Here is a 14,206-nt window from a genome sequence, read left to right as displayed (position 1 = left end):
CCGTCACCAACAGGGGAGTTGTGTCCACCGAACGCATCCGGACGAACGCGGAGCGTGCGCACCGCGCGTCATTCCGTGATCAACACCGTGTTCTCCACGGGCTCTCCGGCGGCGAACCGGCGGAGCTGACGGGCCACCAGACGCTTGGCCCGCGGCTCGAACGCGGAGCTGCTGCCGCCCACATGGGGCGTGATCAGGACACCCGGAGCATGCCAGAGCGGATGGCCTGAAGGCAGTGGTTCCGGATCGGTGACGTCCAGCGCGGCGCGCAGCCGGCCCGACTCCACCTCCACCAGAAGGGACTTGGTGTCGACGACGGGTCCGCGGGCCACGTTCACGAGCAGCGCGCCGTCCTTCATCCGGCCGAGGAACGCGGCGCCCGCGAGCCCCTTCGTCTCCTCGGTGAGCGGTGTGGAAAGGATCACCACGTCGGCCGCGGGCAGGAGTTGGGGCAGATCGGCGAGGGCGTGCACCGGCCCGCGCTCCGTGGTGCGCGCCGTCCGCGCGACCCGGACGATCCGCTCGCACTCGAAGGGCGCGAGCCGGTCCTCGATGGCCGCGCCGACCGCTCCGTAGCCGATGATCAGTACGGACTTGTCCGCGAGGGCCTCGTAGAACCCGAAGCGCCACTCCTCGCGGTCCTGGCCGCGCACCATGCCGGGGATCCCGCGCAGGGAGGCCAGGACCAGGGTGAGGGCGAGCTCGGCGGTGCTCGCGTCGTGGACCCCCTTGGCGTTGCACAGCCGGACGCCGGGGGCCAGGTCGCCGAGGCCGCCCAGGACGTGATCGACCCCGGCGGTCAGGGTCTGGACGACCCGCAGGCGCGGCATCTCCGGCAGCGGGCGCAGGGTGACGGCCGGGGACTTCATGTACGGGGTGACGTAGAAGACGCAGGCCGCCGGATCGGCGGGGAAGGCCTCCTCTCCGTCCCAGTGGCGGTAGCGGAAGGAATCGGGCAGCCCCTCGATCTCCTCGGCGGGGAAGGGGAGCCATACGTCGAGGGTCTCGGGCGTCTCAGTCATGATCAGGAGGCTATGCCAGGGGATCCGGATCGAGCCGTTAGTTTGTGTGCCGGAAACGGGAGGCCCACCGAGGCCTGGGGAGGACCAGGGGGGATACCGGGTGGAGCGCAGGTCGATCGGGGCGGGGGCCCTGACGGTGGGGGCCATCGGCCTCGGCTGCATGCCGATGAGCGGGGCGTACGCGCCTTCGCGCAGGCGGCGCGAGGACTCGCTGGACACCCTGCACACGGCCCTCGACCTGGGGGCGAACCTGCTCGACACCGCCGACCTGTACGGCCCCTACACCAACGAGCTGCTGCTGGGCCGGGTGCTGCGCGAGCGCCGCTCCGACGCCTTCGTGTCGGCGAAGGCGGGGTTGCGGGCCGACGGGGTGCACGTGGTGGCCGACGGGCGCCCGGGGTACCTGCGACGGGCCTGCGACGCCTCGCTGCGGCGGCTGCGCACCGACGTCATAGACCTCTATCAGCTGCACCGGGTGGACCCGGACGTGCCGGTCGAGGAGTCCTGGGGCGCGATGGCGGAGCTGGTGGGCGCGGGGAAGGTGCGGGCGCTGGGCTTCTGCGCGCTGGGGGCAGGCGCCGGACCGGGTGCGGGGCCGCGCGGGGACCGGGCCTACGAGGCGACCGTACGGCACCTGGAGCGGGCGCAGCAGGTGTTCCCGGTGAGCGCGGTGCAGGCGGAGCTGTCGGTGTGGTCGCCGCAGGCGGCGTGGCGGCTGCTGCCGTGGTGCGCGGCGCGGGGGGTGGGGTTCCTGGCGGCGATGCCGCTGGGGAGCGGGTTCCTGACCGGGACGCTGGTCCCGGGCGAGGGGTTCGAGCCCGAGGACGTACGGGCCAGGCATCCGCGGTTCACGGCGTACGCGATGGCGGCGAACCAGGTGCTCGTAGCGGGGCTGCGCCGGGTCGCCCGGCGGCACGGGGCGGAGGTCACGGCGGCGCAGGTGGCGCTGGCGTGGGTGCTGGCGCAGGGTCCGCAGGTGGTTCCGGTGCCGGGAACCGGGCAGGCGCACCGGGCGGCGGAGAACGCGCGGGCCGCGGAGGTGCGGCTGACCGCCGAGGACCTGGTGGAGCTGTCGGAGCTGCCGGTGCCGATGGGAGCCTGAACCACTCGATCGAGTGTACGAGTGGCGGAACTTGGGGCATGGTCTGCGCTGTTGGGTCGTGTGAGGGCACGATCGGAGGACCGGAGGGGAGTACGGCGATGCGATACGGACACGACCGGGAACACGGCCGGGGACACGAGCAGGGGCCGGGGCGGGCCCAGGGGCCCGACCAGGACCGGGTGGGGAGCCGGGCGGGGGCGCCGGTGCGTTCCCACGGCGGCCCGCGCGCCCGGGCCCGCGGGGTGCTGGCGGCCTTCGCCCTGGCCGGATGCGGGGCGCTGCTGGCGGCGGGGTGCTCGCCGCCGGCGGGCACCGGAGCCCGGCCGAGCGATGCGCCACCGGGCACGGCGGCCGGCTCCTCGCCGCCGGGCGCCTCGGGCGCACCGTCCGCCTCCGCCTCCGCGGCGGCCTCCACACCGCCCGCTGTGCCACCCGCCAAGGGCCGGGTGACGGTGACCGGCGTGGCCGCCCAGGGCCTGGAGTCCCCGTGGGGCGTGGCTCCGCTGCCCGACGGGAACCTGCTGATCGCCTCCCGGGACAAGGGCACGATCAGCCGGGTCGACGTGGGCACGGGGGCGGTGACCCCGGTCGGCAAGGTGCCCGGGGTGGCCCCGGGCGGCGAGGGCGGGCTGCTGGGCCTGGCCCTGTCCCCTTCCTTCGCCTCGGACCGCATGGTGTACGCCTACTTCACCACCGAGTCCGACAACCGCATCGCCCGGCTGCGCTATGACGAGAAGAGACCGGCGGGCGATCAACTGGGCGCGCCCGACACCGTGTTCAGGGGGATCCCCAAGGGACTCATCCACAACGGCGGGCGCATCGCCTTCGGCCCGGACAAGATGCTCTACGCCGGGACGGGCGAGACCGGGCAGACCGGGCTGGCCCAGGACAAGACCTCGCTGGGCGGGAAGATCCTGCGGATGACCCCGGACGGCGATCCGGTGCACGGCAATCCGGAGGCCGACTCGGTCGTCTACTCGTACGGGCACCGCAATGTGCAGGGACTGGCCTGGGACAAGGACAAACGGCTGTGGGCGGCCGAGTTCGGCCAGAACACCTGGGACGAGCTGAATCTGATCGAGCCCGGCGCGAACTACGGCTGGCCCGAGGCCGAGGGCAAGGCGGGCAAGCCGGGGATGCGCGATCCGGTGGCCGTGTGGAAGACGGACGAGGCCTCGCCGAGCGGGATCGCCTGGGCCCAGGGCTCCCTCTGGATGGCCGGGCTGAAGGGGCAGCGGCTGTGGCGGATCCCGCTGGCCGGGACGGTCCCGGCGGCGGAGCCCGAGGCGTTCCTGTCGGGCGAGTACGGCCGGCTGCGCACCGTGGTGGCCCTCGGTGGGGACAAAGTGCTGCTGGTCACGAGCGAAACGGACGGCCGCGGGTCGCCGGAAGCCGGCGACGACAGGATCCTGACACTGACGGTGGAATGACCGGCGGGCCCCGGCGGGGGAACGAAAGGCACGGTGGACGCGGTGTTCAACATGATCGAGGAGCTGTTCAGTCCGGGGCGCAAACACACGGACGAGGAGAAGAAGCGGCTGGAGCTTTCCCGGATCGACGTGAATGACGGCGACCCGGGAAAGGGTCCGATAGACCTGGACTCCGGCAAGGTGCTCATACGTCCCAAGGAGCACCCGGCGGCGTAGGCCCAGGCGTGGGCGTAGCCCTACGCCTGGGCCACCGGGCCGAAAAGCCGGAGCCGGTGGGCCAGCGCGGCGGCCTCGCCGCGGCCCGCAACCCCCAACTTCGCCAGGATGTTCGAGACGTGCACGCTGGCCGTCTTCGGGGAGATGAAGAGCTCCTCGGCGATCTGGCGGTTGGTGTGCCCCACCGCGACCAGGCGCAGCACGTCCCGTTCGCGGCTGGTCAGGCCCAGCGCCTCGACCGGGTCGGCGCCCGGACCGAGCAGGGCCTTGGGGACGTCCACGGGCGTGAGCGGGAGCCTGGCGCGCTGCGCGAGCAGGGCCAGGTCCTCGCGGAGCCTGCGGGCGCCCAGCTGCTCGGCGGTGGCGTAGGACGCGTGGAGCAGCCCTGCGGCGGCCTCGCGGTCCCCGCCGGCCGCCAGCAGGGCCTCCATGAGCCGGTACTGGGCCCTGGCGAGCAGGTACGGGCGCTCGAGGGGGCGTACGGCCGCTTCCACGGCCGTCCAGTCCCCGACGGTGTCCCGGCCCTCCGCACGCAGCAGCTCGGCCCTGAGGTACTCGGAGTGGGCGGTCCACACCGCGACCGGTGTGGCCAGTTTCCGGGCGGCATCGCGCAGCGCCGTCAGGGCCTCCTCGCGGCCGGCCTCGGCGGCGGGCAGCCCCCGGGCGTCGGCTTCGGCCGAGGCGGCGGCGAGCAGCATCGGCCAGGCGTAGCGGTGGTTGCCGAGCGGGAAGCCGTGCTCGACGGCCGTGGCCACTTCGCTGCGGACGTCGGCTATCCGGCCCTCCCCCGCGGCCACCCCGATCGCGAGGCGGAACAGCGGGATCCGGTGCTGGGGCTGACCCTCGTGGGATCCGAAGTGGGTGCGGGCGGCGGTGAGCTGGGCTGCGGCCTCGGCGAGTTCGCCGCGGGCCAGGGCCAGGTAGGCCAGCCGTACGACGGCCGCGGCACGCGGGGCGGCGCTGCTGACGAGGGTCAGGGTGCGCCGGGCCTGCGCCCCGGCCTCCTCCCACCGGCCGAGGCTGTACAGGCTCTCCGCCAGGTTCCCCCGGATGTAGGCCTCGGAGTCCATCAGATGGGAGTTCTTGACCAGCTCGGCGCCTTCTTCGGCCAGTTCCACGGCTTCGCCGGACCGGCCCAGGCATTCCAGATGGGAGGTGAGGTTCACGTGCGCGCGTCCCACCAGCATGCCGAGGCCGAGTTCGGCGGCCCGCTCCTTGACGGCGAACATCTCGGCGAGTCCGCGCTCGGGTTCCCCCGAGTCGACGAGCAGGCTGCCGACGGTGATCCGGGCGTTGAGTTCGGTGTCCTCGGCGCCGACCATCCGCGCGTACTCCACGGCGCGTTCGGCGGCGACCAGGTTGTCGGGCCCCGGCTTGTGGAGCATGCCCCAGCTCGCGGCCCGGACCAGGACGTCGGCGTGCACCTGGGACGGGGGCAGCCCGCGGACGAGCTCCTGTGCCTTGGCGAGCTCCGCCCAGCCGTCGCCGCGGGCGAGGCCGGCGATCATCCGGGAGCGTTCGGTCCAGAACCAGGCGGCCCGCAGCGGGTCGTGGCCGTCCTCCAGCAGCCGCAGGGCCGTCTTGGTCAGCTTCAGCGCGCGTTCGCGCTCGCCGCCGAAGCGGGCCGCGACGGTGGCTTCGGCCAGCAGGTCGAGGTGTTGCAGCGGGGTGGTCGCCGGGTCGCAGCCGCACGGCGGGTAGACCTCGGTGTAGTCCGCGGGGCGCAGTTCGGACCGTACGTCCTCCGGTACGGCCTCCCACAGGTCCATGGCCCGCTCCAGCAGGCGCAGCTGCTCCGAGTAGGCGTGCCGGCGCCGGGCGGCCACCGAGGCCGCGAGCACGGCGGGCAGGGCCTTGACCGCGTCGTTGGCGTGGTACCAGTAGGTGGCGAGGCGGATGACCCGCTCCTCCGCGCGGATGAGCGTGTCGTCCTGTTCGAGCTCCTCGGCGTAGCGGCGGTTGACGCGGGCGCGCTCGCCGGGCAGCAGGTCGTCGGAGACGGCCTCGCGGACCAGGGAGTGGCGGAAGCGGTAGCCGTCGCCGTCGGAGGTGGCCAGGAGGATGTTGGCGCCGACCGCCGAGCGCAGGGCCTCGATCAGTTCGTCCTCGGTGAGCCGGGTGACGGCACGCAGCAGGGCGTACTCCACCGTGGAACCGCCCTCGGCGACGATGCGCACGACGCGCTGCGCGGCGTCCGGGAGGACTTCGACGCGGACGAGGAGCAGGTCCCGCAGGGATTCGGTGAGGCCGGTCGAACAGCCGCTGGCGCGGGAGGCGACGAGTTCCTCGACGAAGAAGGCATTGCCGTCGGAGCGGTCGAAGACCGATTCGACGAAGTCCTCCTCGGGCTGCGAGGCCAGGATCCCGGCGAGCTGGCGGCGCACTTCGGCCCGGTTGAAGCGGGACAGTTCGATGCGCTGGACGGTGCGCAGCCGGTCGAGTTCGGCGAGGAGCGGGCGCAGCGGGTGACGGCGGTGGACGTCGTCGGCGCGGTAGGTGGCGACGACGACGAGGCGGCCGCTGCCGAGCGCACGGAAGAGGTAGGAGAGCAGGTGCCGGGTGGAGGTGTCCGCCCAGTGCAGGTCTTCCAGGACGAGGACGACGGTGCGGTCGGCGGCGAGGCGTTCCAGCATCCGGGCCGTCAGTTCGAAGAGCCGGGCGGTGCTCTCCTCGTCGTGGGGGCCGCGCGGGGTCTCGCCGAGTTCGGGGAGGATGCGCGCGAGTTCGTCCTCCTGGCCGACGGCGGCCGCGGCCAGTTCGTCCGGGAGCAGGCGGTGCAGAGTGCGCAGGGCAGTCGAAAACGGGGCGAAGGGAAGCCCCTCCGCCCCGATCTCCACACAGCCTCCGACGGCTACGACCGCGCCGCGGCGGTCGGCCTCGCAGAGGAACTCCTCGGTGAGGCGGGTCTTTCCGACCCCGGCCTCGCCGCCTATGAGCAGTGCCTGCGGCTCCTGGCCGGCGGCGCGCGTCAGGGCGTCGGTGAGTACGGCCAGTTCGTCGGCGCGGCCGACGAACACCGGGCTGACAGATCTGGTCTCCACGCCGCCGAGCATCGCACAGAGGCCCTGCTCGTCGGCACTGGATATCGATGCGCTTCTCATCACGTGCCGGTTCGCACGGTGTCGCGACGCGGGTTACGCGGCGCGGGTGAACCGGCCGCGGTGTCCACTCACCGACCCCTCCGGTTCCTGGCTCCGGGAGAAGAGGCGGCGGGCCTTCTTCGCTTCCCGGACCAGACGGTAGGCGTCGGCCTCGCGGATGAGGTCTTCGCGGCGGGCGGTGGCGATTTCGTACTCGAACATCTTGTGCTCCCTGGTTTGCGTTTCTTCGACACCTCGTTCGGTGTGATCCAAGATTCGCGCCCCAGGGGGTCCCGGCACATCGGGAGCATGCCGCATCTGCACGGGCCGGGGGGCCTTAGGCCGGGACCCGGGGTCCCTGAGGCGGCCTAAGGCAGTACCTAGGCGAGCCCGCCGGGGGCCGGCGAACGGCCTAGGCGGGCCGCCGTGCGGCGGCGGACGGACTAGGCGCCGGGGGCCACCGGCAGGGAGAGGACGTACATGAACGCGAAGGCGAGCACGCCGATGGCGGCGACGACCACGGCGGCCCAGGACACGGAGCGGACCCATGCCGGCAGGGTGCGGCCGGGGGCGCCGAAGGCCGGGCGGGCCAGCACGAACACGGCGATGAGCAGCGCGATCGTCGACAGGACGCCGTTGACCAGGGCGGTCATGTGCCAGGCGTTGCCGTACAGCGCCTCGATCTTGTCCGCGGTGGTGGTGGCGTTGGCCGAGCTGATCTGGCCCTTGAGGGTCTCCCGCTCGCCTATGACGCGGGAGGTCCAGCTGCCGCTGAGGGCGACCAGGCCGAGACCGGCGGCGACGATCGCGGAGGCTCCGGAGGCGACACCACTGCTCTGCTCCTCGTCGGCAGCGGCCTCGAACTCGTCGAGCGCGTCGAGGTCGTCGAGGTCGGCGGCGAGCTCCTCGCCCGGGACCTCCTCGGTGGCGGCGGTGTCCGCGGCGGCCGGGGCGGTGGTCTCGTCGGTGGCGGCCTTCTTCAGGTCGGCCGGGGAGTCCGCCTCGGGAGCGGTCGGGGCGGGGGTCTTGGTGGTGTCCATGCGGGGCACCGTAGGCGGCTTTTCTGAGAGGTTCCTGAGAATCCGTCCGGGCAGCGCGCAGCGCACCGCCCCGGCCCTCCGGAGGACTCGGGGCGGGGCGATGGCGGGCGGGTGCGGGGGGTGGTTACGCGGGCCGGGCCGCGGACCATTCGTCGGCGAGGATCGCCCAGACCTCGGTGTCCTGGCGGACGCCCCGGTGCGAGTAGTTCTGGCGCATGACGCCTTCGCGGGTCATGCCGAGACGCTCGGCCACGGCGAGGCTCTTCTTGTTGCCGGAGGCGGCGTGCCATTCGATGCGGTGCATGCCACGCTCGCCGAAGGCGTAGTCGATCAGTACCCGGCAGGCCTTGGTGACCAGGCCGCGGCCGGCCGCGGCGGGCTCCAGCCAGCAGCCGATCTCACAGTTGCCCGACGCCGCGTCGAACGCCGGGAAGAGCACTCCGCCCACGAGGGTGCCGCCCCGCCGGATCCCGAAGAACCGCGCGCCGTCCTCCCCCGCCGTGAGGGCGTACTTGGCCAGCAGGGCGCGGGCGGACTCCAGGTCGGTGGACCGGTCGGGGAAGCCGACGTACTGGCCGATGAACTCGCGTCCGCGTTCGATGTGGGCGAAGAACTCCTCCGCGTGCCGGGCTTCCAGCGGGAACAGCTGGGCGTCGTCGGCGAGGTCTATCGAGAACATGCGCGTTCGTCCTTGGGTCGGGGCGGCGGGTGGCCGGGTCACCGGGAGCTGGTCGCGGGCTCCGTTGCGTCCTCGCTCGTGACGGGGTCCGCGCCGGTCCGCTGCAGGGGAAGTTTCGCATGCGGACGGCGTTCCGGGGGCTCGATGCTGATCTTCGGGAGCCGGCGGTCCAGCCAGGCCGGCAGCCACCAGTTGGCTCCGCCGAGCAGGTGCATCAGGGCCGGGACGAGGAGGGTCCGCAGGACGAAGGCGTCGAGGGCGACGGCCGCGGCGAGCGCGATGCCGAACATCGCGATGAGCCGGTCGCCGCTGAGCACGAAGGCCAGGAAGACGGAGATCATGATGACCGCCGCCGAGTTGATCACCCGGCTGGTCTCGGCGAGCCCGACGCGCACGGCCCGCTTGTTGTCCCCCGTCTCCAGCCACTCCTCGTACATCCGGCTGACCAGGAAGACCTGGTAGTCCATGGACAGCCCGAAGAGCACCGAGACCATGATCACGGGGAGGAAGGGCTCGATCGGCCCCGCGCTGCCCAGCCCGAGCGGTTCGCTGCCCCAGCCCCACTGGAAGATCGCGACGACGACTCCGAAGGAGGAGGCCACGGCGGCGACGTTCATGGCGGCCGCCTTGACCGGGATGCCTATGGAGCGGAAGGCCAGCAGCAGGAGCACGCAGCCGAGCGCGATGACCACGCCGACGAAGAGCGGCAGTTTGCCGACGATGACCTCGGCGAAGTCGTCGTACCCGGCCGTCACGCCGCCGACGTGGACCTGCATGGAGCTGTCGTGGCCGACGCGCGGGATGACGTCCTCGCGCAGCCTGTCGACCAGCTCGCTCGTGGCCCGGGACTGCGGGGAGGAGTCCGGTACGACCGTGACGACGGCGGTGTCGCCGCTGCGGTTGAAGACCGCCGGTCCGGCGGCGGCCACGCCCTTGGCCGTACGGATCGACTCGGTCAGCGCGTCCACGGCGACCCGGTCGCCGGCACCGCCGAGGCGGGCGACCACGGTCAGCGGGCCGTTCATGCCCGGGCCGAAGCCCTCCGCGAGCAGGTCGTAGGCCTTGCGGGTGGTGGACGTCGCCGGGTTGTTGCCCTGGTCGGAGGTGCCGAGGTGGAGGGAGAGCGTGGGCAGCGCCAGCACCACCATGACCGCGGCGGCAACCAGGCCGAGCAGCTTCGGGTGGCGCTCGACGAAGACCGACCAGCGGGCGGCGAAGCCGGTCACCGCCTCGGGCAGCGGCCCCTCCGCGGCCAGCTTGCGGCGCTCGCGGCGGGACAGCGCGCGCATGCCGATGTACGAGAGGAGCGCGGGCAGCAGGGTCACCGAGGCCGCGACGGTCAGGACCACGGTGAGGGAGGCGGCGATGGCGACGCCGTTGAGGAAGTTGAGCCGGAGCACCAGCATCCCGAGCAGCGCGATGCAGACGGTGGCCCCGGCGAAGACCACGGCCCGGCCGGTGGTGGCGACGGCGCTCTCGGCGGCCTCCGCGACCGGGAGACCGCGTTTGAGGCCCTTGCGGTGGCGGGTGACGATGAACAGCGCGTAGTCGATGCCCACCCCGAGGCCCACGAGGGTGCCGAGCATCGGCGCGAAGTCGGCGACCGGCATCGCGTGGCCGAGGAGGGTGATGCCGAAGTAGGCGGTGCCCACGCTGACCAGGGCGGTCGCGATGGGCAGCAGACTCGCGGCCAGCGACCCGAAGGCCAGGAACAGCACCACCGCGGCGATGGCCACACCGATGACCTCGGCGAGGTGCGCGGAGGGGGCTTCGGTGAGGCCTATGGCACGCCCGCCGAGCTCGACCTGGAGCCCGTCGGCCTGGGTCGTCGGATTCCGCGCGGCGTCGACGACGGCCTTGGCCTGGGCCTTGGGCACCGCGTCGGCCTGCCGGTCGAAGGTGACCACGGCGTAGGCGGTACGGCTGTCGGGGCTGATCCGTGCCGCGCTGTCGGGCCCGGGGCCGTAGGGACCGGCGACCGATCCGACACCGGGCAGCCCGGCTATGGAGTCGAGGGCCCGCGCCATCCGCTCCTGCACGGCCGGCGTCCGCACGCTCTGCCCGTCCGGAGCCCGCCACACGATGGTGTCGGTATCGCCGCCCTGCCCGTGGAAGCCCTCCCGCAGCAGGGCGTGCGCCTTGGCGGACTCGGTGCCGGGGACCTCGTAGTCGTTGGAGAACGCCGCCCCGGCCCCGACCGCGGCAGCGGCGGTCCCGCCGAAGGCGAGGAGCCAGATCAGAACGGCAACGAGTCGGTGCCGCATGCACCAGCGTGCGAGGGCTGACAACGGACGGGCTCCCTGGTGGCTCGGATCTTTACCGGGGAACGGCCCGTCGGAAAGAACGCGTGAACACTGAAAACTGAACGCTGGGCGTCTGGAATTTTGGTCGCGTGGTGGTCGCGGGGTTGTCGCGTGGTGGTCGCGTGGTTGGTCTCCACCTCAACGATCGCAGCGCCGCGTGATCGTTGGCGGCCTTCGTGGGCAGCGTCACAGGTGTGCGGGCAGGTGCGGGACCATGGTCACACCGGCTTCGGAGCGGAGGTCCGGCGGGATGGGTCGGTGGGTGGGTCGGTGGGCTCTTCGTCGGCCCGGTAGCCCGGCAGCGAGGGCCAGCGCACGGTGAGCACCACCGAGTCCTCCTCCGCGTACCAGGAGTGGTCGACTCCGCGTCCCCAGACGACGTAGTCCCCCTGTTCGGCCAGTACGACGTCCCGGCCGGGGAACTCCAGCCGGAACCGGCCGCTGATCAGTACCTGCAACGCCGTACGGGACTCCCCGCGGACCCAGCTCGCCCGCTCCTCACCCTTGGGGTGCACGCCCCACTTGATCTCCACGTCCTCGCTGTGGCGGGGATCGCCGGGCTCCTTGAAGTGCCCCAGCAGCCAGCCCCGGTCGACGGCGGCATCGGGGGTGGCCTTGCCGGTGTAGACGGAGGGGTGGGTGGGGGTGGTGGGGTGCGTTGGATGCAGGGGGTGGGTGGGGTCGCTCACGGGGTGAGGTTAATGCAGTTGTCGGACCCGTCGGCGGCTGGTGAGCTGGCCGGATGACTATGGATCCGAATGACCTGCTGAAGGTGCGCGCCGAGTTCGACTCCGTGATGCGGCGGGAGGCCCTGCCCGACACCAGTGACGCGCGCGTGGAACGGGCGGGGGCGGTCGTACGGCAGATCGTGCCCGGATCCGGAGGGAACATGGTGCTCTGGTCGGACCTCGACGAGCACACCGCGGATGCGGTGATCGCGGAGCAGGTGGCGTACTTCACGGAGCTGGCCGCTCGGGGCGAGGTCCCGTCGGCGGAGTTCGAGTGGAAGCTGTACGGCCACGACCGCCCCGCCGACCTCGGAGACCGGCTGCGCGCGGCCGGCTTCGTGGCGGAGCCCGCGGAAACGCTCCTGGTGGGGCGGGTGACGGACCTCGCCACCCTGTCGGTGGAGCCGCCGGAGGGCATCACCCTGCGGGTGGTGACCGACGAGGAGGGCGTGGACCTGATGATGGAGGCCCACCGCCACGCCTTCGGCGCGGACCGCCCCCGCATCAAGGACCTGATGCTCAACCTGCTGAGGGACGAGCCGGACACCATCGAAGCCGTCGTCGCGATGGCGGGCGACACCCCGGTGAGCGCGGCCCGGATGGAGATGCGCCCGGGGAGCCCCTTCGCGGGCCTGTGGGGCGGCGGCACGGTCCCGGAATGGCGAGGCCACGGCATCTACCGCCTCCTGGTGGCCCACCGCGCCCGCGTGGCGGCGGACCGGGGCATCCGCTACCTCCAGGTCGACGCCACGGAGGACAGCCGCCCGATCCTGGAACGGCTGGGCTTCGACGTGCTGGGGGTGACGGTGCCTTGGGTTTGGGAGGGGTAGGGCGGCGTAGGGGGGAGTTGGGGGGCGTAGGGGGGAGTTGGGGGGCGTTGGCCGGGGTTGGGGGCTGGGGGTTGGTGGCTTGGGCTGCGGGCTGGCCCTTGGCTTCGTGGGGTTCCGGGGGGCGTCCCGGCAGTCCAGTGTCCTTTCGGTGTGGGCCGGTCCCTCAAGGGCGCTCCCTGCGGTCGCGTCGCTACGCGATGGCCTTCGGCCACCCTTGACCGACCGACCCACACCGAAACGCCACAAGACTTCCGGGATCCCCCCGGGGAACGGCCGGGGGGGGAGGAGAGGGGAGGAGCGGCCTGGTCTGGCATGCCTGTGCATCCTCCGGCCGGTGGTCATCCCTACACGGATCCGGCAGGACCGTGACCTCAGCCGGAACAGACGCGCGGGGCGATCAGAGCATCCAGGGCCGGGCGTCTGGACACCCTTCCCGTGACCTTTGACCGCCACCACGAGCGCAAGGACGCCCACCAGCCCCTCAGGGTCGGGGGGCGCGACAGATCGCTACACACTCCCACTCGGCTAAGCGACCGACCACCGTCCGTGGCTGATCTGAAAGGGCGGACGGGCAGACGGGCGGACGGGCCGAGGGGCGGAGGGGCGGAGGGGCGAATGGTGCCGAGAGGTGACGGACCGGGCGCGTGGGTCAGGAATTGGTGTTGAGGAAGCCGATGGTTACCGCGCCCCACCAGCAGAGCTGGGAGATGACGGCGGTGACGCCTCCCCAGAGCAGGAGGCGGGGAGTGGCGGCGGGTGCGGCGGCGAGGCGGCGGGCGAGGAGGCCGGCCTGGAGACCGTTGAGGGTCAGGAGGGCGACGAGCCCGAGCTTGGCGAGGGTGAGCGGCGACTTGAGATCGGGTTCCAGCATCATCCCGCTGACGACGAGACCACCCAGTCCGGCCCAGATGGGGATGTGGAGCCGGGACGTCGCGCCGACCACCTCGGCGAGCGTGCAGCGCCTCATGGCCCACAGCAGACCGTAGTAGTCAGCGGACAGAACCGCGCCGAAGCCGACGACGAGCGAGGCGAGGTGGGCGAAGAGCGCCGCCGTGTGCAGCGCCGGGTCGGTCTTCATGTGAACGGAGATCCACAGCCCGACAGGAAGAACGATCATCGCCCCGAGCCCTGCGGCCACGACCGTCCACCAAGAGTCGTACAGGCGGACAGGACGAGCAGACAGATCAGCGGCAGGGGACGACATGACGATGAGCTCCGAAGGCAGGACAGCCGCGAGTGCGACGTGGGCGAGGTAAGGCTTACCTAAACCTTCAATAAGGTCAAAGGCCGTCCACGGCCCAAGACGGATACCGGCGGCTTCCATACCCCTTTGCCCGCAAATATTCGGCCACACGTATCCAGCCACGGACGGTGGTCGGTCGCTTAGCCGAGTGGGAGTGTGTAGCGATCTGTCGCGCCCACCGACCCTGAGGCCTTCCCCGTCGACCTCTCGCTCGTGGTGGCGGTCAAAGGTCACGGGAAGGGTGTTCAGACGCCCGGCCCTGGATGCTCTGATCGCCCCGCGCGTCTGTTCTGGCTGAGGTCACGGTCCTGCCGGGGCCGTGTATGGATGTCCACCGGCGGGAGGCCGCTCGCAAGTAACCGGCGAGGCCGCTCCTCCGCACACTTCCCCCCGGCCGTTCCCCGGGGGGATCCCGGAAGTCTTGTGGCGTTTCGGTGTGGGCCGGTCGGTCAAGGGTGGCCGAAGGCCATCGCGAAGCGACGCGACCGCAGGGAGCGCCCTTGAGGGACCTGCCCACACCGGAAAGAAACTGG

General features: G+C 72.3%; 12 protein-coding genes. 4 read left to right on the top strand and 8 right to left on the bottom strand.

The features are described from left to right. Positions 1 to 68: 68 nt before the first annotated feature. Positions 69 to 1,022 carry a 2-hydroxyacid dehydrogenase gene (locus ACFRU2_RS36360; protein WP_382980379.1) on the bottom strand — a complete coding sequence of 318 codons (954 nt, stop codon included), beginning with the start codon at positions 1,020 to 1,022 and terminating at the stop codon, positions 69 to 71. Between the two features lie 100 nt (positions 1,023 to 1,122). On the opposite strand from ACFRU2_RS36360, the gene ACFRU2_RS36355 reads away from it, so the two are divergent. The 3 genes from ACFRU2_RS36355 to ACFRU2_RS36345 all read left to right on the top strand — a co-directional run bounded on the left by ACFRU2_RS36355 (position 1,123) and on the right by ACFRU2_RS36345 (position 3,770). Then, the gene (locus ACFRU2_RS36355) at positions 1,123 to 2,124 is read left to right on the top strand and encodes an aldo/keto reductase (RefSeq protein ID WP_250742462.1); all 1,002 of its coding nucleotides are present in this window, start codon (positions 1,123 to 1,125) and stop codon (positions 2,122 to 2,124) included. A 98-nt stretch (positions 2,125 to 2,222) separates the two neighbouring features. Beyond that, on the top strand, positions 2,223 to 3,554 hold the full coding sequence (locus ACFRU2_RS36350) for a PQQ-dependent sugar dehydrogenase (RefSeq protein ID WP_382980377.1): 1,332 nt from the start codon (positions 2,223 to 2,225) through the stop codon (positions 3,552 to 3,554). Positions 3,555 to 3,605: 51 nt separating this feature from the next. Then, positions 3,606 to 3,770, top strand: coding sequence for a DUF6191 domain-containing protein (locus ACFRU2_RS36345; protein ID WP_302170538.1), 165 nt, complete (start codon positions 3,606 to 3,608; stop codon positions 3,768 to 3,770). Between the two features lie 20 nt (positions 3,771 to 3,790). On the opposite strand, the gene ACFRU2_RS36340 is transcribed toward ACFRU2_RS36345, so the two are convergent. The 6 genes from ACFRU2_RS36340 to ACFRU2_RS36315 all read right to left on the bottom strand — a co-directional run bounded on the left by ACFRU2_RS36340 (position 3,791) and on the right by ACFRU2_RS36315 (position 11,561). Beyond that, a complete protein-coding gene (locus ACFRU2_RS36340) occupies positions 3,791 to 6,823 on the bottom strand; it encodes an AAA family ATPase (RefSeq protein WP_382980529.1) in 3,033 nt (1,010 codons plus the stop codon). Between the two features lie 81 nt (positions 6,824 to 6,904). Continuing rightward, positions 6,905 to 7,072 carry a hypothetical protein gene (locus ACFRU2_RS36335; RefSeq protein ID WP_382980376.1) on the bottom strand — a complete coding sequence of 56 codons (168 nt, stop codon included), beginning with the start codon at positions 7,070 to 7,072 and terminating at the stop codon, positions 6,905 to 6,907. Positions 7,073 to 7,293: 221 nt separating this feature from the next. Continuing rightward, positions 7,294 to 7,890, bottom strand: a complete 597-nt coding sequence (locus ACFRU2_RS36330; protein WP_382980374.1) for a hypothetical protein — start codon at positions 7,888 to 7,890, stop codon at positions 7,294 to 7,296. A 124-nt stretch (positions 7,891 to 8,014) separates the two neighbouring features. Further along, the gene (locus tag ACFRU2_RS36325; RefSeq protein ID WP_382980372.1) at positions 8,015 to 8,569 is read right to left on the bottom strand and encodes a GNAT family N-acetyltransferase; all 555 of its coding nucleotides are present in this window, start codon (positions 8,567 to 8,569) and stop codon (positions 8,015 to 8,017) included. A 38-nt stretch (positions 8,570 to 8,607) separates the two neighbouring features. After that, entirely contained in the window at positions 8,608 to 10,857 is a 2,250-nt protein-coding gene (locus ACFRU2_RS36320) for an MMPL family transporter (RefSeq protein WP_382980370.1), read from the bottom strand. Between the two features lie 233 nt (positions 10,858 to 11,090). Further along, positions 11,091 to 11,561 (bottom strand): signal peptidase I, encoded by a 471-nt coding sequence (locus ACFRU2_RS36315; RefSeq protein WP_382980368.1) that lies wholly within the window; start codon positions 11,559 to 11,561, stop codon positions 11,091 to 11,093. Positions 11,562 to 11,620: 59 nt separating this feature from the next. Between ACFRU2_RS36315 and ACFRU2_RS36310 the strand changes: the two genes are divergently transcribed. Continuing rightward, on the top strand, positions 11,621 to 12,430 hold the full coding sequence (locus ACFRU2_RS36310) for a GNAT family N-acetyltransferase (RefSeq protein ID WP_382980527.1): 810 nt from the start codon (positions 11,621 to 11,623) through the stop codon (positions 12,428 to 12,430). A 649-nt stretch (positions 12,431 to 13,079) separates the two neighbouring features. Here the strand turns inward: ACFRU2_RS36310 and ACFRU2_RS36305 are convergent. Further along, entirely contained in the window at positions 13,080 to 13,508 is a 429-nt protein-coding gene (locus ACFRU2_RS36305; protein ID WP_250742470.1) for a hypothetical protein, read from the bottom strand. Between the last annotated feature and the right edge of the window lie 698 nt (positions 13,509 to 14,206).

This window comes from Streptomyces sp. NPDC056883, from assembly GCF_042788835.1.
In the GTDB taxonomy this organism is placed as follows: Bacteria; Actinomycetota; Actinomycetes; order Streptomycetales; family Streptomycetaceae; genus Streptomyces; species Streptomyces stoeckheimensis.
The sequence above is the reverse complement of the archived record's forward strand: the minus strand, read 5'-3'. Positions and strand labels throughout refer to the sequence as shown.